The sequence below is a fragment of the Sphingomonas sp. ACRSK genome (assembly GCF_022346685.1).
Classification (GTDB): domain Bacteria; phylum Pseudomonadota; class Alphaproteobacteria; order Sphingomonadales; family Sphingomonadaceae; genus Sphingomonas; species Sphingomonas molluscorum.
In genome coordinates, this window is sequence record NZ_JAKRNR010000029.1 from 1 (window position 1) to 21,459 (window position 21,459).

Consider the following 21,459-nt stretch of genomic DNA (forward strand, 5'->3'; position numbering starts at 1 on the left):
GCTCGAAGCCGGGAAGGCGGGGGGCGGCGGCAACGGCGGCAAGAAGGTCTGCAGCACCAGCGCGTAGTCCGCGCGATCGGGCTGGGCGAAGACCCGCGAGGTTGCGGTGTCGCGCGCATTCTGGAGCACGCGGGCAACCGGGATCCCGGGCGGATAGATGCCGCCGATCCCCGACGTCACGAAGATGTCCCCCGCAAGGAACGGCGCGTTCGCAATGTTTGCGGACCGCACGTCCACGAACCCGTCGCCACGGCCGCTGGCGATCGCGGGCAGCCCGTCGCGGGTACGACGAACGGGGATGACGCTGTCCGGGTCGGTCAGCAGAACCACGCGTGCGGTATTGGCGCTGGTCTCGACCACACGGCCCAGCAACCCTTCCGGCCCACGTACCGGCTGACCGGAGCGCACGCCTTGGCTGTAACCGGCGGCAAGCACGGCGTAGCGCCGCGTGCTCGATGCGCTCGAACTCACGAGCCGGGCCGTGGCCACGGCTTGGATCGGCAGTTCCCGCACCTCGAGAAGCCGTCGCAGCCGCGCATTCTCCCGCGCCAGCAGGCGTGCGCGCTGCACCAGCGTCTCGTCCTGCTTCAGCGTGGCGCGCAGCCGACGGTTCTCACTCGCCGTCCGGAAATGCTCCGCGACGGCCGCCGGGCCGCTCGCGAGGAAGTCGCGGACGTGGCGCAGCCCCAGCGAAACGGGTGCCGTCCCCTCGCGCACGACGCCGCGCGCGGCTGCGAACGCTGCGGGTTGGAACGTCGACAGCAGCAGCAGGGCAGCCGCGATCAGCGCCCCTGCCGCCGCCGCGACATAGCCCAGGAACAATCCATATTGCGCCCGGCGCGAAAAGCCCGGACGCCGGTCGCGTTGCGGCGCCATGGCCGGCAACCCCCCATCAGACGGCGAGCAGAACGCCCCGGTAGATCTCGTCCTCGAGCGCACGGCCGGTGCCCAGCGCCACGCAGGTCAGCGGATCTTCCGCAACCGAAACGGGCAGCCCGGTCTCGTCGCGCAGCACCTCGTCCAGCCCATGCAGCAGCGCGCCACCGCCGGTGAGCACGATGCCTTGGTCGACGATGTCGGCGGCCAGTTCGGGTGCGGTGTTCTCCAACGCGATGCGAACGCCCTCGACGATGGTGTTCACCGGCTCCGCCAGTGCCTCGGCGATCTGGCCCTGGTTGATCTGGATTTCCTTGGGCACGCCGTTCACGAGGTCACGACCCTTGATGTGGATCACCTTGCCGATGCCGTCCACGGGCGGCTTAGCGGTGCCGACTTCCTGCTTGATGCGCTCGGCCGTGGCCTCACCGATCAGCAGGTTGTGGTTGCGGCGGACGTAGCTGACGATCGCTTCGTCCATCTTGTCGCCGCCGACGCGGACCGAGGTGGAGTAGGCGAGGCCGCGCAGCGAGAGCACTGCGACTTCGGTGGTGCCGCCGCCGATGTCGACGACCATCGAGCCGATCGGCTCGGTCACGGGCATGTCGGCGCCGATTGCGGCCGCCATCGGCTCCTCGATCAGGAACACCTGGCTCGCGCCGGCATTGGAGGCAGCGTCGCGGATCGCGCGGCGCTCGACCGAGGTCGAGCCCGACGGCACGCAGATCACGATCTGCGGCCAGCGCACGAAGCGACGCTTGCCGTGCACCTTCTCGATGAAGTGCTTGATCATCTGCTCGGCGACATCGATGTCGGCGATCACGCCGTCGCGAAGCGGGCGAATCGCCTCGATCGAGCCCGGCGTCTTGCCCATCATCAGCTTGGCGTCGTCGCCGACCGCCTTCACCTTCTTGACGCCGTTGAGCGTTTCCACGGCCACCACCGACGGCTCGTTCAGCACGACACCGCGACCGCGCAGATAGACCACCGTGTTCGCGGTGCCGAGGTCGATCGCCATGTCGTGCGACATGAATTTGAAGAAGCGGGAGAAGAGCGCCATCAGTTGTTCCGTCTATCGCCGCGTCGCCCCCGTCGCGGCAGTTCGCACCTGTTCCGGACCCCATCGACTGGATCTCTCCGGCCGATTTACGTGGCGGATGCGGGTCGCGGGATGGCGCCGCTTGGGCTAGAGCGGCACCCATGTCAATACGACGCCTGCCCGAGCATCTCGTCAACCGCATCGCCGCCGGTGAAGTGGTGGAACGCCCCGCCAGCGCGCTGAAAGAACTGGTCGAAAATGCGATCGACGCAGGCGCTGCGCGGATCGCCGTCCGCATCGCGGGCGGAGGCATCGACCTCATCGAAGTGACCGACGACGGATGCGGCATGTCGCCGAGTGACATGGCCCTGGCGCTGGAGCGCCACGCGACCTCCAAGCTGCCCGACGAGCGCATCGAGGCGGTGGAGACGCTGGGCTTCCGCGGCGAGGCGCTGCCCTCGATCGCGAGCGTCGCCAGGCTCACGATGGAAAGCCGTCCGCGCGGCAGCGCCGGCTGGATGCGGACGGTCGACAACGGCCGGGTCGAGGCGGAAGGACCGGCGGCGATCCCGCCGGGCACGCGCATCCGCGTGGAGGGGCTGTTCGCGCGGGTGCCCGCCCGTCGCAAGTTCCTGCGCACGCCGCGCGCCGAGTTCGGCGCCTGCCTGGACGCGGTCCGCCGCCTGGCGATGGCGCGGCCCGACATCGCCTTCTCGCTGGAGCATGACGGCAGGCGCGCCCTGTCGGTTCAGGGCGGCGAGACCCAGCCCGAACGGGTGGCCGGGCTGGTCGACCGAGCGCTCGCCGAGAACAGCGTCGCGATCGACTATGTGCGCGAGGGGATGCGGCTGGGCGGCGTCGCGGGGCTCCCGACCTTCAACCGTGGAATCGCCGACCATCAATATCTGTTCGTCAACGGTCGGCCGGTGAAGGACCGGCTGCTCGCGGGCGCGGTCCGCGGTGCCTATGGCGAGATGCTGGCGCGCGATCGCCATGCGGTGGTGGCGCTGTTCCTGGACGTGCCGCCTGACCAGATCGACGTCAACGTCCACCCGGCTAAGACTGAGGTCCGCTTCCGCGACCCGGCGCTCGCACGCGGGCTGATCGTGGGCGGCTTGCGGCGTTCCCTGGACGCTGCCGGGCACCGCGTGGTCCAGCGCCCGCAGGCGGATGCGCTCGCGGCGTGGCAGCAGGAGCCGCTCGCGCCGGCGATGCCCGAGGGGGCACTGTTCGCAGCCGCGGCGGCGGCAGGGCAGGGGGCGACACCCTATGTACCGGTGCCGAGCTTTCACGAGCCGCGCACCAGCTTCTTCACGCCGCCTCCCCTCCAGGCGCGGGCGGAGGTTGCGGAGGCGCCCGTGCCGGCGACCGTGTCCCATCCGCTGGGGGTCGCCCGGGGGCAGGTGGCCAAGACCTACATCGTCGCGGAGGCGGAGGATGGATTGGTGCTGGTCGACCAGCATGCCGCGCACGAGCGGCTGGTCCTGGAACGCATGCGTCGCGCACTCGCGCAGGGCGGCGTCGCCGCGCAGGCGCTGCTGCTGCCTGAAGTGGTCGAACTCGACGAGCCTGCCTGTGACCGGCTGGAGGAGCGCAGCGCCGAACTCGCCGAATTCGGGCTGGAGCTGGAGCGCTTCGGTCCCCGCGCGATGCTGGTCCGCGCGACCCCGGCGATGCTGGGGAAGAGCGACATTGCCGGCTTGGTCACCGACCTCGCCGACGAGCTGGCCGCGCACGACACGGCGTTCAGCCTGAAGGAGCGGATCGACCATGTCGCCGCCACCATGGCCTGTCACGGATCGGTACGGGCAGGGCGGGTGCTGTCGGTCGCGGAAATGAACGCGCTGCTCCGCGAAATGGAGGTGACGCCGCATTCCGGCCAGTGCAACCACGGTCGACCGACGTGGGTAAAGCTGTCCATGACGGACGTGGAGAAGCTGTTCGGGAGAAAGTAGCCCCGGAAGGGCGGTTCAGAAGTGGCGATCGCAGAACTTCTTCTGCTCGGCAGGGTGGAGGCTATTCCATTGCCGCACGATGAAGTCGGCCGCTGCGAAGCATTGTCGGTAGAAGTCTCGTCCGTTTTCTTCCGCCGTTTGCGCGGAGGCGAGGCACAGACGCGCCGTCTCTTCGCGCGAGAAGATCGCCGAGACATAGGGACTAGGCACGCCCCTGCTGGGGAGCGCGACCAGCAGGTCCGATTTGAAGCGCTCGATGCCGGTCGCGTCTTTCGCCCACGATGGCACGGCGGCGATCTGCTTGGGTGCCGGGCGTGGCGCGTTCGGTTGCGCTACGGAAGCCGTAGGTGCTGGCTGTCGCTCTTGGGTCGCTCTGTCGGTCCAGGCTCTCAATGCGAGGGCGCCGAGGATCGGAAGGAACGACAAGCCGTAGGTCGGGATGGCGAGCAGAAGCGCGACGAATAGCAACATCCACACGGTTGACGGCCCCCTGTCGGCGAGCAGCCCTCCGTCGATGCACCCCCGCGTGCCGGATCAGCTGATTGCCACTTCCCGCTCCTAGCGCGAGAACCCTAACAATCGGTAGCCAACGCGCGCCTCCGGGGCACCGTGAGCCGTAGCAGCCCAGCGGAGCCCCGGATCGGAAACCAGCGCTATGCCGCAGCGCGCCGGCGTTCCGCCATTTCTGCGTTCAGCATCTCGGCGAGCAGGAAGGCGAGCTCCAGGCTCTGCCCGGCATTGAGGCGCGGATCGCAATAGGTGTGGTAGCGATCGGCAAGCGCCTGCTCGGTCACCGCGACCGCACCGCCGGTGCATTCGGTGACGTTCTGGCCGGTCATCTCCGCGTGAATGCCGCCGGCAAAGCTGCCCTCTGCGCGATGCACGGCAAAGAAGCCGCGCACCTCAGCGAGGATCCGGTCGAAGGGCCGCGTCTTGTAGCCGTTCGCCGCCTTGATGACGTTGCCGTGCATCGGGTCGCAGCTCCACACCACCGGATGGCCCTCGCGCTGGACCGCGCGGACCAGCGTCGGCAGGTGCTTCTCGATCTTGTCGTGGCCGTAACGGGTGATGAGCGTCATGCGCCCCGGCACCCGGCCCGGGTTGAGCACGTCGAGCAGGCGCAGCAGTGCATCCGGCTCCAGGCTCGGCCCGCACTTCATGCCGATCGGGTTGCGAATGCCGCGCAGATATTCGACGTGCGCCGACCCTTCAAAGCGGGTGCGGTCACCAATCCACAGGAAGTGGGCCGAGGTGTCGTACCAGTCGCCGGTCAGCGAATCCTGCCGGGTCAGCGCCTGCTCGTACGGAAGCAGCAGCGCCTCGTGGCTGGTGTAGAAGCTCGTCGCCTTCAGCTGCGGCACGCTGTCGGCGTCGATCCCGCAGGCGGACATGAAGTCCAACGCCTCGCTGATGCGATCGGCGATGTCGGCATATTTCTGCGCCAGCGGCCCGCGGCCCATGAAGTCGTGGGTCCAGCGGTGCACCTGGTGCAGGTTCGCGTAGCCGCCGGTCGCGAACGCGCGCAGCAGGTTGAGCGTCGCTGCCGACTGCGAATAGCCGCGGATCATGCGCTGCGGATCGGGAATGCGGGATTCCGGCGTGAAGGCGATGTCGTTGATGATGTCGCCGCGGTAGCTCGGCAACTCCACGCCATCCTGCGCCTCCAGCGGCGCGGACCGCGGCTTGGCGAACTGGCCCGCCATGCGGCCGAGCTTCACCGTCGGCAGCTTGGACGCAAAGGTCAGCACCACCGCCATCTGCAGCAGCACGCGGAAGGTGTCGCGGATGTTGTTGGCGCTGTGCTCGGCAAAGCTTTCCGCGCAATCGCCGCCCTGGAGCAGGAACGCGCGGCCGGCCGCAACTTCCGCCAGCTCCGCCGTCAGGTTGCGCGCCTCGCCCGCGAACACCAGCGGCGGGAAGCTCGCGAGCTGTGCGGTGGCGGCGTCAAGCGCGTCGGCGTCGGGATAGTCGGGCATCTGGCGGGCCTCGGCCCGTTTCCAGCTGTCGGGGGCCCAGTTCGCGGCCATGGCATTCTCCAGCGAGGGAGCCGGGATGAACCAGTCGGCGTGGTGCGCGATGCCGTTCGCGGCGATCTGGTTGACCACCTTGGCATTCGCGCGCTTGCCGTCTTCTTCCCAGCCTTGGACGGTGCTGCCAGGCGTGTCGTACCATGCGCCGAAGCCCGCGCGGGTCAGCGCGCGTTCTTCGCGGAAACGTCGGATCTTGGCACCGGCTAGCGTCGTCATGCGCCGACGTTACCCGAACAGGGTAAGGCTCTGCAACCCGCTTTGTGGCGCCATCCCTTGATCGGGGATGGCGCCCTTCAATCAGCGGCGGCCGTCCTCGCGCCGCTCCTGCTCCCGGTCGGAGGTCGTGCGCGGCGTCGCCTGCGCCCTGGGATTGGCCGAAACTGCCCGGTCGCCGCGCTGGTTGGCGGTCGGCTCCGTACGCCTCGGAGCCTCGGGCGCGGCTGCGGTGCGGGTCGGGGTCGGAGTGGTGCGCGCGGTATCGGTATCGCGGCTCCCGTGCTGGGTCTGGGCGGGGGCTTGCGTGCGGCCACTGCCTGTGGCGGTCGGCCGCGGCGAGCGCGCCGCCTGCTGCCTGGCCTCGTCACGCTGGTTGCGCGCCGTCCGGGCGACCTGTTCGGCCTCGCGGGTGCGGGTCGCGTCCGGCCTTTCCGACCTGCCATTGCGATCGACGACGCCGCGAACCTTGCCGCCTTCATAGGTATAGCCGCGGTCGTCGCGCTGGACGAAATAGGGGGCATCCTCGCCGTTGCGGAAATAGGCGACCTGCTTGCCGTCACGCGACGCGGTGCGGACGATCTGGCCGTTGCGCATCCACGCCCAGCCATCCCCGTGGCGAACGCGGGTGATGCCCGTGTCGGCCGCGATCGCTGCCGCCGTCGCCGCTGCGGCCGCCACCGCCGCGGCGTCTGCCGACGACGTGCTGCTGGTCACGGCCGGAACGGCTTCCACTTCGACATCCTCGATGGTCGCCTCGTCGACGACATCCTCGTCGACGGCATTCTCGTCGAGGACTCCGTCGTTGAGGGCCGCTTCGCTGTTCTCGGCGGCAGGCTCGCTGGGGCTGTTGCAGGCGCCCAGCGCCAGCAGCGCCGCGAGCGCGCCAGCGGAAGCGAGCGTCCGAGCGCGTCGAGGAGGGAAGCCAAAAGCCATACACGGTCCTTTCTTGCTGCCGCCGGCCGGGCCATGGCCCGATCGGAACGGCTGCTTGAATGATCCTGCGCCGCGGCCGGTTCCGTTTCGCCCCCGAAAGGATGTTGCTGCGCTGCCAGTCTACAGCGTCGGTTTCCAGTCCCAGCCCAGCGGATCGCCGTCCATCACCTCGATCTGTGCTGCCGAGAGTTCGTCGCGGATCGCGTCCGAGCGCGCGAAGTCCTTGTCGACGCGAGCCTGCTTGCGCTCCGCCAGCCGAGCCTCGACCGCTTCGGCGGTCAGCGTGGCCACGGCCGGCCGCACCCGCAGGGTGGTACGCTCCAGGTGCAGCAGGTCGAGGCCGAGCACCGCATCGAATTGCGCGAGGGCTGCCAGGCGGTCGGCGGGCGACAGCTTCTTGTCGGCCAGCAATTCATCGAGCACCGGCAGCGCACGCGGCGTGGCGAGGTCGTCGGACACCGCCTCGTCCAGCCGCGCGAGATAGGCTGCTGCCTTTTCCGCGTCGCCTTCCGCATTGCCCGCACGCGCCTTGAGCGCGGAGACCGTCATCACCAGTCGCTTCAGCCGGGTAAGCGCAGCGAGCAGGTTCTCGCCCGAGAACTCCAGCTCGGAACGATAATGGGCCGAAAGGCACATCAGCCGATAGGCGAGCGGGTGGACGCCCGCATCGATCAGCGTCTGCAGGGTGGTGAAGCCGCCCTTGGACTTGGACATCTTGCCCGATCGTTCGACCAGGAAGTTGTTGTGCATCCAGAAGCGCGCGCCGGTGAAATCCGGGTCCGCACCGGTGCAGCCGCAATAAGCCTGGTTCTGTGCGATCTCGTTGGGATGGTGGATCTCGCGATGGTCGATGCCGCCGGTGTGAATGTCGAACGGCTCGGGCCCGAGATACTTCAGGCTCATCACCGAGCATTCGAGATGCCAGCCCGGCGCGCCCTTACCCCAGGGCGAGTCCCATTCCATCTGGCGCTGCTCGCCCGGCGGCGACTTGCGCCAGATCGCGAAGTCCTGCGGGTGGCGCTTGCCGGCCACCGGATCGATGCGCCCCGCGGCCGCGTCGTCCTGGCCGCCGGCGAGGCGACCATAGTTCGGTACGCTGCTGCTGTCGAAATAGAGGCCGCTTTCGAGTTCGTAGCAGTGCTCCGGCGCGATCTTCTCGGCAAAGGCGATCATCTCGGCGATGTGGTCGGTCGCGACCGACCAGCGCGTGGGATCGGCGATGTTGAGATCGGCGAGGTTCTGCTTGAACGCGGCGGTGTAGTGGGCGGCGATGTCCCAGATGTTCTGCGCCTGGGCGCGAGCGGCGGCCTCCATCTTGTCGTCGCCGGCATCCGCATCCGACGTCAGGTGGCCGACGTCAGTGATGTTGATGACGTGGGTGAGGGAATAGCCCTTCCACTTGAGCACGCGCGCCAGCGTGTCGGTGAAGACGTAGGCGCGCAGGTTGCCGATGTGCGCATAATTGTAGACCGTCGGGCCGCAGGAATAGACCCGCACGCCGCGCTCGGGATCGGCAGGCGCGAAGCGCTCCAGCGAACGGGTCAGCGAATTGTAGAGCGTGAGCGGTGCGGTCGACATGCTGGGCGCATAGCTCTTGCGTGCGGCGCTGCCAACGCGCGTCCGAACGACTTTCGCGACGCTCGGCGGAACGGGCGCGCGCGCTGTCGGTTGGCAGCACAAGGCGATTTGCGAAACGCCGCGAAGCAGAAACAGCCCAGGAGCGATGCGATGAGCGATGAGGCGAGGGACGACGCGCCCGACATCCTTGCGAAAGACGCCGAGGTACGGCGCAGTGACACGCCCGGAGGCCAATCCTCGGTGAGCGGCGTCGCGGTCACGATCAACAAGCCCCGCCAGGAACTCTATGCCTATTGGCGCGACTTCTCGAACCTCGCCGGGGTCATGGAGAACGTCGAGTCGATCGAGGTCCTCGATCGCAACCGCTCCCACTGGAAGGTGAAGGGCCCGAACGGCCTCTACGAGTGGGACGCGATCGTCACCGAGGACGTCGAGGGCGAGCGCATCGCGTGGAAGTCGGCCGAGGGCGCCGATGTCGAGAACAGCGGCTGGGTGGCGTTCAGCGATGCGAACCCCGGGCGCGGAACGGTCGTGACCGCGGCCATCGCCTATGAGCCGCCGGGCGGTCTCATCGGCAAGGTGGTGGCCAAGCTCACCCAGAAGGAACCGCGCATCCAGGCGCGGCGGGACTTGCGGCGGCTGAAGCAGCTGCTGGAGACGGGCGAGATCGCGACGAGCTCGCCGCCCAATCCTGCGCCCAAGGCCTGATCCCCTCTTTTCTCAAGGAAAACCAGATGCGAGCGCTCACCTGGCACGGCAAGCACGACGTCCGCGTGGATACGGTTCCCGATCCCGAGATCCTCAACCCACGGGACGCGATCCTCAAGATCACCTCGACCGCGATCTGCGGATCCGACCTGCACCTTTACGACGGCTATATCCCGACCATGAAGGCGGGCGACATCCTGGGCCATGAGTTCATGGGCGAGGTGGTCGAGACCGGCCCCAAGTCCACGCTCAAGAAGGGCCAGCGGGTCGTCGTCCCCTTCGTGATTGCATGCGGCGAATGCTATTTCTGCGGCAAGCAGCAATATTCGGCCTGCGACAACTCGAACCCGGCCGACAACCAGGACATCGCCCCCAACCTCTGGGGCGCGGCACCCGCGGGGCTGTTCGGATACAGCCACATGACCGGCGGCTATCCCGGCGGCCAGGCGGAATATGTCCGCGTGCCCTTCTCCGACGTCGGCCCGATCGTGATCCCGGACGGGATCGAGGACGAAAAGGTGCTGTTCCTGTCGGACATCCTGCCCACCGGGTGGATGGCGGCGGAGAATTGTGACATCGAGCCCGGCGACACGGTCGCGGTCTGGGGCTGCGGTCCGGTCGGGCTGTTCGGCATCCAATCCGCATTCGTGCTGGGTGCGCATCGGGTGATCGCGATCGACCATTTCCCGCACCGTTTGGAACTGGCCAAGCAGATGGGCGCGGAGGTCATCAACTTCGAGCAGACCGACGTCTATGATGCGCTGATGACGATGACCGGCGGCATCGGGCCGGACGCGGTGATGGACGCGGTCGGGCTGGAGAGCCACGGGCTTTACCTCGACAACGTGGTCGATCAGATCAAGGCGTCGACCTTCCTGGGCACCGATCGGCCGCATGCACTGCGCCAGGCGATCATGGCCTGCCGCAAGGGTGGCCGGGTGTCGGTGCCGGGCGTCTACGGCGGCTTCGTCGACAAGTTCCCGTTCGGCGCGGTGATGGAGAAGGGACTGACGCTCAAGACGGGGCAGACGCACGTCCAGCGCTATCTCCCTGGGCTGCTCCAGGCGATCCTGGAGGAGAAGCTCGACACGACCTTCCTGATCTCGGACCGGATGAGCCTGGAGGAAGCCCCCAAGGGCTATGCCAAGTTCAAGAACGAGCAGAACGAATGCACCAAGGTGGTGCTGAAGCCGGACTGGGCGAAGGCCACGGCCTGAACGCCGGAGAGGAACTCGAAGCATGGCAGAAAAGCTTGCAGTGATTACCGGTGCCTCGACGGGCATCGGCTATGAGATCGCGAAGATTGCGGCAGGCGAGGGTTTCGACCTGATCCTGGTCGCCGACGAGCCCCAGATCGAAACGGCTGCGGCCACGCTGGTCGGGACTGGCGTGACGGTGGAAACGGTGCAGGCCGACCTCGCGACCTTCGAAGGCAACGACCAGTTGCTGGCGAAGATCGGCGAGCGGCCGGTGGACGTGCTCGTCGCCAACGCCGGACGCGGGCTGGGTCACGCCTTCGTCGAGCAGGACGTGGCGGCGTGGCGCAAGGTGATCGACACCAACGTCACCGGCACCACCTATCTGCTGCAGAAGATGCTGCAGCGGATGAAGGCGCGCGATGCCGGCCAGGTGCTGATCACCGGTTCGATCGCCGGGCTGATGCCGGGTGCCTACCAGGCGGTGTACAACGGCACCAAGGCGTATCTCGACAGCTTCGCCTATGCCTTGCGCAACGAGCTGAAGGACACGGGCGTGTCGATCACCGTGCTGATGCCGGGGCCGACGGAGACCGAGTTCTTCAAGCGCGCCAACATGATGGACACGCCGGTCGGCACCCAGGACAAGGACGATGCCGCGATGGTCGCGCGCACCGGCTGGGACGCGATGCAGAAGGGCACGCCGCATGTCGTCGCCGGGACCAAGAACAAGATCCAGGCGGCGGTCAGCCACGTCGTCCCGGACACCCTGCTGGCCCGCATGCACGAGAACATGGCCAAGCCAGACGGGGAATGATCGGCTCTTTGGGCTTCCGCCGCGGCGGGAGCCCAGGGTCGGCGCAACGTGTGCTGTGAGGGTGGGTGCCTCTTGGAGGTTGCCTAAGAAAGGGGGAGCGCGGCTCCCCCTTTTTGCGTCAGCCGGCCAGCGGGGTCGGTATCGCGGCCGGCGCGGCGCGCGGCTTTTCGCCAAGGGCTGCGCGGACCATCGTGTCCCAGATCTCGGCGGCGTCGGCGCTTCCCAGCGCGTTGCCTGCGGTCACCATCTCCTGGCTTGGTTCGCGCAGCGCGCGCAGGATCGCTGCGGCACGCGGCAATTCGTCCGCAAGCCGGTCGTTGACCTCGGCGCTGACGACCTCGTCCGGCTCGGCATCGCCGCGGCCGTTGGGGCTGAGCGCGTGCGCCACCAGCACGCGCGCGATGCGCTCGATCGGGGAGGTGGCGGCGATATGGGTCATGGGGCTCTCCTTTGGCCGATCGAACGCGCCTGCGCGCCGCTGCGTTCCGCCGGCGGCCGCGGTTGACAAGCGCGTCCCGGACGGCACGGGGTGCGCGCAATGAATTCCCCCCAAGCTCCTGCCCCGGCTGACCGGACGGCGAGTCCGGCGAAGCCTTCGCTCGGCCGGATCGCCCTTTTTGCGACCGGCGATTTCGCCTGCAATCTGTACTGGCAGAGCCTCAGCTTCTTTCTGCTGTTCTTCTACACCGATGCGCTGCGGCTCTCGCCTGCGGTGGCCGGCATCGTGCTGCTGATCGGATCGGTGTGGGACGGGATCGCGGACCTGCTGGTCGGCATTCACGCCGAGCGCTCCCGCCGCGACTATCGCTGGTTCCTGAGCGCGGGGGCGGTGCCGCTGGGGCTGGGGTTCGTGCTGCTGTACGTGGCGCCGCCGCTGGACGGCGCTGCCTTGGTGGTGACGGTGCTGGCGATGCACCTTCTGTTCCGGGCGCTCTATGCCTTTGTAAACATCCCCTATTCGGCGATGACCGCGCGGATCACGGGAGACAGCGGGCAGCGGGCGCTCATCTCCGGTCTGCGCATGCTCTTCGGCACGGCGGCTGCTCTGGTGGTGGCGCTGGGGACCGAACGGATTGCGGCGATCCGGCCGGGCGGCTTGGGAGGGACGGAGGGGTATCTGACGGCGGCGCTGCTGTTCGGGCTCGTCGGCGCGGCGCTGCTGGTCGTCGTCGGTCGCGGATCGCCCGCCGCCTATGGCCAGGGGCAGGCGCGCGTCTCCATCCTCGCCGCGATGCGGGTGCTCGCCCGCAATCGCGCGTTCGTGACGCTCAACCTGGCGATGGCAGCGGTCGGCATGGCCGCGACGGCGCTCACCCGGTCGGTACTCTATTATTTCAGCTACGTCGTGGGCGACAGCGCAGGCGGCCCGGCAGCGCTGGCGATGATGGGCTTTGCGGGCGCGCTCTTCGTGCCGATGTGGATGGCGCTGGGCGTGCGGACCGGGATGCGTGGACTCTGGTTCGCTTCCGCCGTGCTCGGGACCGCTGCGGTCGGTGCATTTGCGGGAGCCGGTGGGTCGGATGCCTGGACGGCGCAGCTGTTCCTGGTGGTGATGCAGGCGGCGCTGGTCGGCTTCAACCTCGTGTTCTGGGCCATGCTGCCGGACACGGTGGAATATGGCGAGCACCGCGCCGGGGTGCGGGTGGAGGCGCTGGGTTTCGGCGTGTCGGCGCTCGTTCAGAAATTCGCGCTGGGGTTGGCCGCCGCCCTGATGGGGCTCATCTACCAACTGGTCGGCTATCATCCCGGCGCCGTGCAGACGGCGGAGACGGTGACGGGCATCCGGTGGGTGATGCTGGCCATGCCCGCGCTGTGCTTCGGCGCTTCGGCCGTCGTGATGTGGGCGAACCCGCTCCGGCGCGGAGCCCATGCGAAGATCGTCGCGGATCTTGCTGCACGCTCGAAGGAGAGGTGAGGCACCGTGCCCTGCTGGCGCAGGAGCACGGTGCCGTTGGCGCGCCTCAGCCCTTGGTGAGGGTGAAGCCGCCTGAAACGCCTTCCGCTTCGGCGGAGGGCGCCACCCACAGGCGGAACAGCCCCGCCTCGACGGTCGGGCGGCCGTCGAGTCCCAGGAACTGGAGGTCGGCGCGGGTGAGGGTGAAGCGCACCTCCTGCGACTGGCCGGGTTCGAGCTTGATCTTGCGATAGCCCTTCAGCTCGCGGACCGGACGGGTGAGGCTGGCGGTCTGGTCGTGGATATAGAGCTGGACCACTTCCTCGGCGGTACGGGTGCCGCGGTTGGTGATCGTCGCCCGCACCGTCAGCGTGCCGTCCCAGGCAAGCGTGCCGCCGCCCAGGTCGAGGTCAGAATATTCGATCCGGCCATAGGTGAGCCCATGGCCGAACGGGAAGCGGGCTGCGTTGGACGCCTCGCGGTAGTGCGTCTTGTAGGGCTGGAGCGGCCCTGCCGGATTGGGGCGCCCCGTGCGCTTGTGCGCGTAGTAATAGGGCACCTGTCCCGGCACCTGCGGGAAGCTGACCGGCAGGCGCGCAGAAGGACCCTCGCGCCCGAACAGGATGTCGGCGGTCGCGGGGCCGCTTTCCGAACCCAGGAACCACGTCACCAGGATCGCCGGGGCGGCGAGCACTGCCCCTTCGAGGGCGAGCGCGCGGCCGTTCTTGAGCAGCACCACGATCGGCTTGCCGGTCTTGGCGACGGCCTCGGCCAGGGCCTGTTGCGCCGGCGGGATCACCACCAGGTTGCGCGACTGCGCCTCGCCCGACATGTCCTGGCTCTCACCGATCGCGAGTACGACGATGTCGGCGGCATTTGCGGCGGCAATCGCAGCCTCGATGCCGCCTGGCAGCGGCGCGGTCACCCCGGAGCCTGCGGTTGCCGTCACCAGCGAGGGATCCGCCATCGCCTGGCGCACGCCGGTCAGCAGGTCGACCGCCTCGGCATCGGAGCCATAGACGTTCCACGGGCCGATCAGGTCGTGCTTTCCTTGTGCGAACGGGCCGATCAGCGCGATCCGCTTGCCGGAACGGGGCAGGGGGAGCAGGTCGCCCTCGTTCTTCAAGAGCACGATCGAGCGGCGCGCAGCCTCCCGCGCCACGGCGAGGTTCCCGGCGCTTCGCACCCGCGCCTTTTCGCGGCGCGGGTCGATGCGACGGAACGGGTCGTCGAACAGGCCAAGACGCACCTTGAGCGCCAGCACGCGGCGGACCGCCTGGTCGAGCCGCGCCATCGGCACCTCGCCCGCGGCGACCAGCGACGGCAGGTGCTGCATGTAGAAGCCGCTCTGCATGCTCATGTCGACCCCCGCCAGGAAGGCGAGCTTCGTCGCCTCCCGGGCATCGGCGGCAAAGCCGTGGTCGATCAATTCCATGTCGCCGGTGTAGTCGGACACGACCAAGCCGTCGAAACCCCACTCCTTGCGCAACACGTCGTCCAGCAGCCAGGGATTGGCGGTTGCCGGGACGCCGGACAGTTCGTTGAACGAGGCCATGACCGTGCCGGAGCCTGCGTCGAAGGCGGCCTGGAAGGGCGGGAAGTAGATCTCGCGCAACGTGCGCTCGGAGACGTCGACCGCTCCGTAGTCGAGCCCGGCCTCCGCTGCGCCATAGGCGGCGAAATGCTTGGCGCACGACATCACGGAATCATTGGCCCACAAGGATTTCCCCTGGAAACCGCGCACGCGCGCCGTCGCCATGTCGCGGCCGAGCCGCACGTCTTCGCCGGAACCCTCGACTCCGCGGCCCCAGCGGGCGTCGCGGGCGACGTCGACCATCGGCGCGAAGGTCCAGTCGATGCCGGCGGCGGCCGCCTCGATCGCTGCGACCCGTGCCGCCTTCTCCACCAGCTCCGGCTCGAAGCTTGCCGCCTCGGCGAGCGGCACCGGGAAGACGGTGCGAAAGCCGTGGATGACGTCTGCCGCGAACAGCAGCGGAATCTTCAGGCGGGATTCGCGAACCGCCACGCGCTGCATCTGGCGCGCCATTTCGGCACCATTGCCGTTGAAGACGCCGCCCAGCCGCCCGGCCCGGGTCTGGGCGAGCTGGGCATCGAAGGTGCCGTTGGACGCCGCGGGATTGAGCGCGTTGGCCGCGCCGCCGGCCCAGGCCGCAGCCATCAGCGTCAGCTGCCCGGCCTTCTCCTCGACCGTCATCTTTCCGATCAGAGCCTCGACGGAAGCGGGGAGCCCCTGGCTCTCGTCCGCGACCGTCCGCAGCAGTGCATGCGCGGGACTCGCGCGCCAAGCGGTCAACGCAGCCGCTCCCATCACCATCGCACGCCTGGAAATGCGCAGGTCGTTCATCAGAAATCCTCCCGGAAAATGGCGTTCCAATGCGGCTGTGGCCCGGCTTGTTTCGCCTTCTTGCCCACCGCTTCAAATTGATGTAACCGGTTACACATACAGTGATCAGCGGCGCAACAGCAAGTCGTTGGCGGGACCGGAAGTGCCGGTCTGGGTTTTGGAAGGACGTCGGGAAGGGCAATGGCGCACGCCACCATCCGTGATGTGGCTCGGGAGGCGGACGTCTCCGTTGCCTCCGTTTCGCGCGTCCTCAACGGACACAGCAACGTCCGGCCGGCGGTGCGCGAGCGCGTGCAGGCCGTCGCGGCGGCGCTCGGCTACGTCCCGCACGCGGGGGCCCGTAACCTCAGCCTGGCCCGCACAAACGCCATCGGCGTCATGCTCCCGGATCTTCACGGCGAGTTCTTCTCCGAGACTGCGCGCGGCATCGACAGCGAGGCGTCGACGCGGGGGCTGCAACTGCTGCTCTCCAACGCGCATACGAACCCTGCGCGTGCGATCGAGACGCTGCGCACAATGCGCGGGCGCGTCGATGGCGTCATCATCATGGCGCCGGACCTCGATCCCGAGCAGTTGTTCGAGCATCTGCCGCCGAGCCTTCCCGCCGTGCTGATCAACTGCCCGGGGAATGTTGAGGGCCGCGCCGAACTGCGGGTGGACAATGTCGCCGGCGCCGAGGCGATGGTGGACCATCTAGTGTCCACGGGACGCCGCCGGATCGTCCACCTGTCGGGGCCGGAAGGGAACTCCGAGGCGCAGGCGCGTATCGCCGGCTATCGCGCGGCGATGGCGCGCCACGGGCTCGTGCCGCGGATCCTGCCCGGCGACTTCTTCGAGGAGGCGGGTACTGCCGCTGCGGAAGCGCTGCTCGGCGAACTCGATGGCCCGGAGGCACCCGACGCGCTGTTCGCGGCCAATGACATGATGGCGATCGGCGCGATGATGCGCCTTCGCCGCGCCGGGGTCGCCGTACCCGGGCGCATCGCAATTGCCGGCTTCGACGATGTGCCGCTCGCGCGGCTGATCTCGCCGGCTCTCACCACCATGCGCGTCGGCATCGCCGGAATCGGCGCGCGTGCGGTCGTCCGGCTGGCAGCACTGATCGCGGGAGGGTTCGACCATGCGGTCGAGCCGCGAACTCCCGAACTGATCGTGCGCGAAACCAGCGGGCCGGCCATCAACACAGAACAACCGGCAGGCAGGGAATAAGGGCAGAATCATGAGTAGGACCAAGGCTTTGCGGCTAGCGCTCGCGGGCGCGACGATGCTGGCGGCCAGCACGGCAGTGATCACGCCGGCAGCGGCGCAGGTCGGGCAGGCATCGCTGCGCGGCACCATCACCGCCCCCGCGGACAATCCCGTGGTGGAGGTCACCGTCGTAGAGGTCTCGACCGGCTTCCGGCGGACCGTGGTCGCAGGCGCGGACGGCAGCTACAACTTCGCGTCGCTGCGGGCGGGCACCTACCGGCTCGAGATCAAGCTGCAGAACGGCACCCGCAACTCCGACAACTTCACCCTCAACGTCGGTCAGAACGCAGGCCTCGACCTCGACCTGAGCGCCGACCAGGGTGCCGGGGCTCCGGCAGCCGAGCAGCCGCAGGATGGCGGCCAGGCGGCCGATACCGCGGATACCAGCGGTGACGTGATCGTGACGGGCAGCCGTCTGCGCTCGCTGACCGGCGGGCAGGTGGGCATCAACATCACCACCCGGCTGATCGAGCAGCTGCCGCAGAACAGCCGCAACTTCCTCGCCTTCGCCGATCTGGCGCCGGGCGTCCGCTTCATCGAGAGCTCGGACGGCTCCTCGCGCATCCAGGGCGGCGCACAGGGCAGCAACTCCGTTAACGTGTTCATCGACGGCGTCAGCCAGAAGGACTATGTCCTGCGTGGCGGCCTGACGGGCCAGGACTCGTCGCCGGGCAATCCGTTCCCGCAGCTCGCGATCGGCGAGTATCAGGTGATCTCCTCCAACTACAAGGCGGAGTTTGACCAGGTCGGATCGGTAGCGATCACCGCCACGACCAAGTCGGGTACCAACGAGTTCCACGGCGAAGGCTTCTTCGACTACACCGACGAGAGCCTGCGCGACCGTCGCCCGACCGAAATCTATCCGACCAAGATCGACAAGGTGAAGACGACCGACAAACAGTTCGGCGTCGCACTGGGCGGTCCGATCGTGAAGGACCTCGCGCACTTCTTCGTGAGCTACGAAGGCAAGCGGCGTGAAGTGCCGGTCGACGTTCTGCCTGCAAACGGCATCTCGGTCGACAGCCTGCCGGAGCAGTATCGCGACCAGTTCGGTACCTACAGCTCCACCTTCAAGCAGGATCTGTATTTCGGCAAGATCGACATCACGCCGACCGACAGCGATCTGCTTGAATTCACGGGCAAGTACCGAAACGAATCCGGCCTGCAGATCAGCAACGGCATCGCGGCCTATTCGACTGCGACGCTGAGCAAGGTCGAGGAAATCCGCGGCACCGCCCGTTGGCAGCATACTGCCGACAACTGGATCAACGACTTCCGCGTCGGCTACGAGGATGTGAGCTGGGCGCCCCGGCCGGCGACGGACGGCATCAGCCAGCAGTTCCGCCGTTCCGAGGTGAACGGTAGCTCGATCAACACCTACAACCTGTTCCGCATCGGTGCGGGCCTGAACTTCCAGGACAAGGGCCAGACCGGCTGGACCGTCCAGAACGACTTCACCTGGACCGGCTTCGACGGCCACACGATCAAGGCCGGCGTGAAGAGCAAGTGGGTCAAGCTCAATACGCTTGAGCAGAACCTCCTCAACCCGCTCTACAGCTACGACCTCAACCTTCCGGTGGCGGACGGCTTCAATGACGACATCCCGTACCAGCTTCAGTTCGGTGCGGTCGGTTCGCTCGGCGACCCGCGCATCCGTTCGAAGAACTGGCAGCTCGGCCTGTACCTTCAGGACGACTGGGACGTCACCGACCGGCTGACGCTGAACCTGGGCCTGCGCTGGGACTACGAGCGGACGCCGGCGTTCCTCAACTATGTCACCCCGGACGAGGATCTGAAGGCGATCTCGCCGGAGAACTACCCGAACCTCATCAACGCCGACTACGACATCAACGATTATATCTCGAACGGGAACAATCGTAAGGCGTTCAAGGGCGCCTGGCAGCCGCGCGTGGGCTTTACCTATCGCTTCGACGAGGCGGGTCGCTTCTCGGTGTTCGGCGGCTACGGCCGGTCGTACGACCGCAACCAGTTCGACTTCCTGCAGCAGGAGCTGGCCACCGGCCGCTTCCAGCGTCGCACCTTCCTGTTCCAGGGTGCCGACACGCAGAACCCGTGCCTGTCGACCAACCCGGTCTGCATCGCTTGGGATCCGGCATATCTGACGGAAGAAGGCCGTCAGCAGCTGGCGGCGCGCGGCACGGCGGGCGGGCGTGAGTTCCGCTTCATCAACAACGACCTGAAGGTTCCGTACTCGGATCAGTTCAGCCTCGGCCTGCGCGGCCGGTTCCAGCCGGTCGAGCTGGAAGTCGGCTACACCCGCATCGTCAGCAAGGACGGCTTCGTCTACCTGCAGGGCAATCGTCGCCCCGACGGCTCGTTCTTCGCACCGTCCCCGACCACGGGCGCGCCGCAGGGCCCGGGCAACTTCTCGCCGGCCGGCTACGGGTCGATCATCATCGGCGACAACGGGCTCGAGACGAAGGCGGACTCGGCATATTTCAAGCTGACCAAGGTCTACTCGGCTGAGTCGCCGTGGAGCCTGGATGCGACCTACACCTACACCGAGGCGGAGGATAACCGCCCGAACGGGGACCAGGCCGCATACTTCCTGCTCGATTTCCCGAGTGCGGCCGATTACCCGTTCGTTCGCTCCGGTGCGGTGCCGCGGCATCGCTTCGTGGTGGCGGGCAGCGTCGACCTGCCGATCGACATGTCGATCTCCGCGAAGTTCCAGATCGAATCGCCGACCTACCTGCGGGCGCTGGTCGATCGGGCGGATCCGTACGAGCGCGTGATCGTCGGTGCAGAGGCGCTCGGCTCGGGCGATCGTTGGGGCCGTCGTCAGCTCGACCTGGCGATCACCAAGTACGTGCCGCTGAACTTCCTCTATGATCAGGCGCGTCTTCGCTTCCGGCTCGACATCATCAACCTGATGAACGACCGCAACTATGTCGACTTCAACAACAGCCCGGACGACACGACGCGCACCCCTGGTTCGCCGAGCGTCTATCGGGAGCGTTCCACCTACAGCATCGGCGGGAACCCGCCGCGCACGGTGAAGCTCTCCGCGGGCTTCTCCTTCTAACTCTCCCTGCTCTGGCGGGCGGTGCTGTCGCGCCGCCCGCCAGTTTTGTTGTTCTGCGTTTGTGAAAGGTGTCCCATGCTCGACCGGCGACAGCTTCTTCTGGCCGGGGCGAGTGGTGCGACAGGCCTGCTGGCGGGCTGTGCGCAGACGGAGCGCCTGCTGAGCGCGGCGCTGGGGCCGCTTCCGACGCCCGTGCCCGAGGACGGCGTCGAACTGCCGAGGCTGGTTGCCGAAATCCAGCAGCGCACCTTCCGATATTTCTGGGAAACCACCGATCCGAAGACCGGTCTTGCGCCGGATCGCTGGCCGACCCCCTCGTTTGCGTCGATCGCGGCAGTAGGCTTTGCGCTGACCGCCTATCCGATCGGCGTCGTGCATGGCTGGGTGACGCGAGCCGCGGCGCGGACGCGCACGCTGGCGACGCTCGAATTCTTTGCCAACGCGCCGCAAGGACCGGGCGAAACCGGGTTCAGCGGCTACAAGGGCTTCTTCTACCACTTCCTAGGCGTGACCAGGGGGCATCGCTTCGCCCGAGCAGAGCTTTCGACCGTCGACACGGCGCTGCTGCTGGGCGGCATTCTCTTCGCTCAAAGCTGGTTCGACGGCGATCATCCCGACGAAGTGCGCATCCGCGCGCTCGCAGACCAAATCTATGCCGCGGTCGAGTGGAACTGGATCACCCCGCGGGCACCGTTCCTGTCGATGGGCTGGCACCCTGAGAGCGGGTTCATCCGCCACGACTGGGAAATCTACAACGAGGGCATGCTCCTCTATGTGCTGGCGCTGGGCTCCCCCACCCATGCGTTGCCGGCGGAGACCTGGGATGCATGGTCGCAACAGTTCGAACCCAGTTGGACAGGGCGCTTCGGCGGCGATCCCTATCTGCATTTCGCCCCCATGTTCGGGCACCAGTACAGCCACGTCTGGATCGACTTTCGCGGCATCCGCGACACCTACATGACGGGCAAGGACCTCGACTATTTCGAGAACAGTCGCCGGGCGACCTATGCGCAGCGGGCCTATGCTGCCGACAACCCCGCCGGCTGGACCGGGTATAGCGCGGACGTGTGGGGGCTGACCGCTTGCGACGGGCCGGGTGACTTCAAGGTGCGCCTCGACGGGCAGGAGCGGGAGTTCTTCAGCTATTCCGCCCGTGGTCCCGGCGACCGGGACGACGGTACGCTGGCGCCGACGGCCGCGCTGGGATCGATTGCCTTTGCGCCCGAGATCGTCGTGCCCGCGGTGGAGGCGATGCACGCCCGCTATGGCGCGGCCATCTATGGGAAGTACGGCTTCCTCGATGCGTTCAACCCGACGATGACCGCGCCGGACGTGGGACTGAAGCACGGCAAGGTCGTGCCCGGCGTCGGCTGGGTCGATGTCGACTATCTGGGCATCGACCAGGGGCCGATCGTCTGCATGATCGAGAATTGGCGTTCCGGCCTCATTTGGAAGACCATGCAGAAGAACCCGCACATCCGCCGCGGGCTTGAGCGGGCGGGCTTCACCGGCGGCTGGCTCGCCGCAGCCGGAGGGGCCGGCGCCTAGCTTGTTCTGG

Annotated in this window: 16 protein-coding genes; 8 read left to right on the forward strand and 8 right to left on the reverse strand. The window is 67.7% G+C overall.

The features are described from left to right. Together mreC and MHZ35_RS14340 are read right to left on the reverse strand one after the other, a co-directional pair. On the reverse strand, positions 1 to 876 hold an 876-nt coding region (mreC, locus tag MHZ35_RS14335; RefSeq protein WP_239436259.1), incomplete at its 3' end, for a rod shape-determining protein MreC. A 16-nt stretch (positions 877 to 892) separates the two neighbouring features. Beyond that, a complete protein-coding gene (locus tag MHZ35_RS14340) occupies positions 893 to 1,936 on the reverse strand; it encodes a rod shape-determining protein (RefSeq protein ID WP_125960494.1) in 1,044 nt (347 codons plus the stop codon). A gap of 140 nt (positions 1,937 to 2,076) precedes the next feature. Between MHZ35_RS14340 and mutL the strand changes: the two genes are divergently transcribed. Then, the gene (mutL, locus tag MHZ35_RS14345) at positions 2,077 to 3,870 is read left to right on the forward strand and encodes a DNA mismatch repair endonuclease MutL (RefSeq protein WP_239436260.1); all 1,794 of its coding nucleotides are present in this window, start codon (positions 2,077 to 2,079) and stop codon (positions 3,868 to 3,870) included. A gap of 15 nt (positions 3,871 to 3,885) precedes the next feature. On the opposite strand, the gene MHZ35_RS14350 is transcribed toward mutL, so the two are convergent. The 4 genes from MHZ35_RS14350 to cysS form a co-directional block, all read right to left on the reverse strand. Beyond that, on the reverse strand, positions 3,886 to 4,158 hold the full coding sequence (locus tag MHZ35_RS14350) for a hypothetical protein (protein WP_239436261.1): 273 nt from the start codon (positions 4,156 to 4,158) through the stop codon (positions 3,886 to 3,888). Between the two features lie 365 nt (positions 4,159 to 4,523). Beyond that, positions 4,524 to 5,897 carry a class II 3-deoxy-7-phosphoheptulonate synthase gene (locus MHZ35_RS14355; RefSeq protein WP_204991437.1) on the reverse strand — a complete coding sequence of 458 codons (1,374 nt, stop codon included), beginning with the start codon at positions 5,895 to 5,897 and terminating at the stop codon, positions 4,524 to 4,526. 300 nt (positions 5,898 to 6,197) lie between these two features. Further along, positions 6,198 to 7,049, reverse strand: a complete 852-nt coding sequence (locus tag MHZ35_RS14360; RefSeq protein WP_239436262.1) for a hypothetical protein — start codon at positions 7,047 to 7,049, stop codon at positions 6,198 to 6,200. Positions 7,050 to 7,169: 120 nt separating this feature from the next. Beyond that, positions 7,170 to 8,627, reverse strand: a complete 1,458-nt coding sequence (gene cysS / locus MHZ35_RS14365) for a cysteine--tRNA ligase (RefSeq protein WP_239436263.1) — start codon at positions 8,625 to 8,627, stop codon at positions 7,170 to 7,172. A gap of 150 nt (positions 8,628 to 8,777) precedes the next feature. On the opposite strand from cysS, the gene MHZ35_RS14370 reads away from it, so the two are divergent. The 3 genes from MHZ35_RS14370 to MHZ35_RS14380 are packed head-to-tail and all read left to right on the forward strand — an operon-like array spanning position 8,778 to position 11,348. Further along, positions 8,778 to 9,335, forward strand: a complete 558-nt coding sequence (locus MHZ35_RS14370) for an SRPBCC family protein (RefSeq protein WP_239436264.1) — start codon at positions 8,778 to 8,780, stop codon at positions 9,333 to 9,335. A 26-nt stretch (positions 9,336 to 9,361) separates the two neighbouring features. Further along, the gene (locus MHZ35_RS14375) at positions 9,362 to 10,552 is read left to right on the forward strand and encodes a zinc-dependent alcohol dehydrogenase (RefSeq protein WP_129342394.1); all 1,191 of its coding nucleotides are present in this window, start codon (positions 9,362 to 9,364) and stop codon (positions 10,550 to 10,552) included. 22 nt (positions 10,553 to 10,574) lie between these two features. Then, the gene (locus MHZ35_RS14380) at positions 10,575 to 11,348 is read left to right on the forward strand and encodes an SDR family NAD(P)-dependent oxidoreductase (RefSeq protein WP_239436265.1); all 774 of its coding nucleotides are present in this window, start codon (positions 10,575 to 10,577) and stop codon (positions 11,346 to 11,348) included. 118 nt (positions 11,349 to 11,466) lie between these two features. Here the strand turns inward: MHZ35_RS14380 and MHZ35_RS14385 are convergent, their stop codons facing one another. After that, positions 11,467 to 11,787, reverse strand: a complete 321-nt coding sequence (locus tag MHZ35_RS14385) for a hypothetical protein (protein WP_239436266.1) — start codon at positions 11,785 to 11,787, stop codon at positions 11,467 to 11,469. Positions 11,788 to 11,886: 99 nt separating this feature from the next. Between MHZ35_RS14385 and MHZ35_RS14390 the strand changes: the two genes are divergently transcribed. Then, on the forward strand, positions 11,887 to 13,263 hold the full coding sequence (locus tag MHZ35_RS14390) for an MFS transporter (RefSeq protein ID WP_239436267.1): 1,377 nt from the start codon (positions 11,887 to 11,889) through the stop codon (positions 13,261 to 13,263). A 46-nt stretch (positions 13,264 to 13,309) separates the two neighbouring features. Here MHZ35_RS14390 and MHZ35_RS14395 read toward each other — a convergent pair whose 3' ends face one another. Next, positions 13,310 to 15,607, reverse strand: a complete 2,298-nt coding sequence (locus tag MHZ35_RS14395; RefSeq protein WP_239436268.1) for a glycoside hydrolase family 3 N-terminal domain-containing protein — start codon at positions 15,605 to 15,607, stop codon at positions 13,310 to 13,312. Positions 15,608 to 15,787: 180 nt separating this feature from the next. Here MHZ35_RS14395 and MHZ35_RS14400 point away from each other — a divergent pair, with 180 nt between their 5' ends. The 3 genes from MHZ35_RS14400 (at position 15,788) to MHZ35_RS14410 (ending at position 21,449) form a co-directional block, all read left to right on the forward strand. After that, positions 15,788 to 16,816 carry a LacI family DNA-binding transcriptional regulator gene (locus MHZ35_RS14400; protein WP_239436269.1) on the forward strand — a complete coding sequence of 343 codons (1,029 nt, stop codon included), beginning with the start codon at positions 15,788 to 15,790 and terminating at the stop codon, positions 16,814 to 16,816. A gap of 10 nt (positions 16,817 to 16,826) precedes the next feature. Continuing rightward, the gene (locus MHZ35_RS14405) at positions 16,827 to 19,901 is read left to right on the forward strand and encodes a TonB-dependent receptor (RefSeq protein WP_239436270.1); all 3,075 of its coding nucleotides are present in this window, start codon (positions 16,827 to 16,829) and stop codon (positions 19,899 to 19,901) included. A gap of 75 nt (positions 19,902 to 19,976) precedes the next feature. Continuing rightward, entirely contained in the window at positions 19,977 to 21,449 is a 1,473-nt protein-coding gene (locus MHZ35_RS14410) for a glucoamylase family protein (protein ID WP_239436271.1), read from the forward strand. Positions 21,450 to 21,459: the final 10 nt, after the last annotated feature.

Coding starts and splice junctions, on each gene's coding strand:
- MHZ35_RS14340 (WP_125960494.1), bottom strand. CDS start 1,936: ATGGCGCTCTTCTCCCGCTTCTTCAAATTCATGTCGCACGACATGGCG.
- mutL (WP_239436260.1), top strand. CDS start 2,077: ATGTCAATACGACGCCTGCCCGAGCATCTCGTCAACCGCATCGCCGCC.
- MHZ35_RS14355 (WP_204991437.1), bottom strand. CDS start 5,897: ATGGCCGCGAACTGGGCCCCCGACAGCTGGAAACGGGCCGAGGCCCGC.
- MHZ35_RS14360 (WP_239436262.1), bottom strand. CDS start 7,049: ATGGCTTTTGGCTTCCCTCCTCGACGCGCTCGGACGCTCGCTTCCGCT.
- cysS (WP_239436263.1), bottom strand. CDS start 8,627: ATGTCGACCGCACCGCTCACGCTCTACAATTCGCTGACCCGTTCGCTG.
- MHZ35_RS14370 (WP_239436264.1), top strand. CDS start 8,778: ATGAGCGATGAGGCGAGGGACGACGCGCCCGACATCCTTGCGAAAGAC.
- MHZ35_RS14375 (WP_129342394.1), top strand. CDS start 9,362: ATGCGAGCGCTCACCTGGCACGGCAAGCACGACGTCCGCGTGGATACG.
- MHZ35_RS14380 (WP_239436265.1), top strand. CDS start 10,575: ATGGCAGAAAAGCTTGCAGTGATTACCGGTGCCTCGACGGGCATCGGC.
- MHZ35_RS14385 (WP_239436266.1), bottom strand. CDS start 11,787: ATGACCCATATCGCCGCCACCTCCCCGATCGAGCGCATCGCGCGCGTG.
- MHZ35_RS14390 (WP_239436267.1), top strand. CDS start 11,887: ATGAATTCCCCCCAAGCTCCTGCCCCGGCTGACCGGACGGCGAGTCCG.
- MHZ35_RS14395 (WP_239436268.1), bottom strand. CDS start 15,607: ATGAACGACCTGCGCATTTCCAGGCGTGCGATGGTGATGGGAGCGGCT.
- MHZ35_RS14400 (WP_239436269.1), top strand. CDS start 15,788: ATGGCGCACGCCACCATCCGTGATGTGGCTCGGGAGGCGGACGTCTCC.
- MHZ35_RS14405 (WP_239436270.1), top strand. CDS start 16,827: ATGAGTAGGACCAAGGCTTTGCGGCTAGCGCTCGCGGGCGCGACGATG.
- MHZ35_RS14410 (WP_239436271.1), top strand. CDS start 19,977: ATGCTCGACCGGCGACAGCTTCTTCTGGCCGGGGCGAGTGGTGCGACA.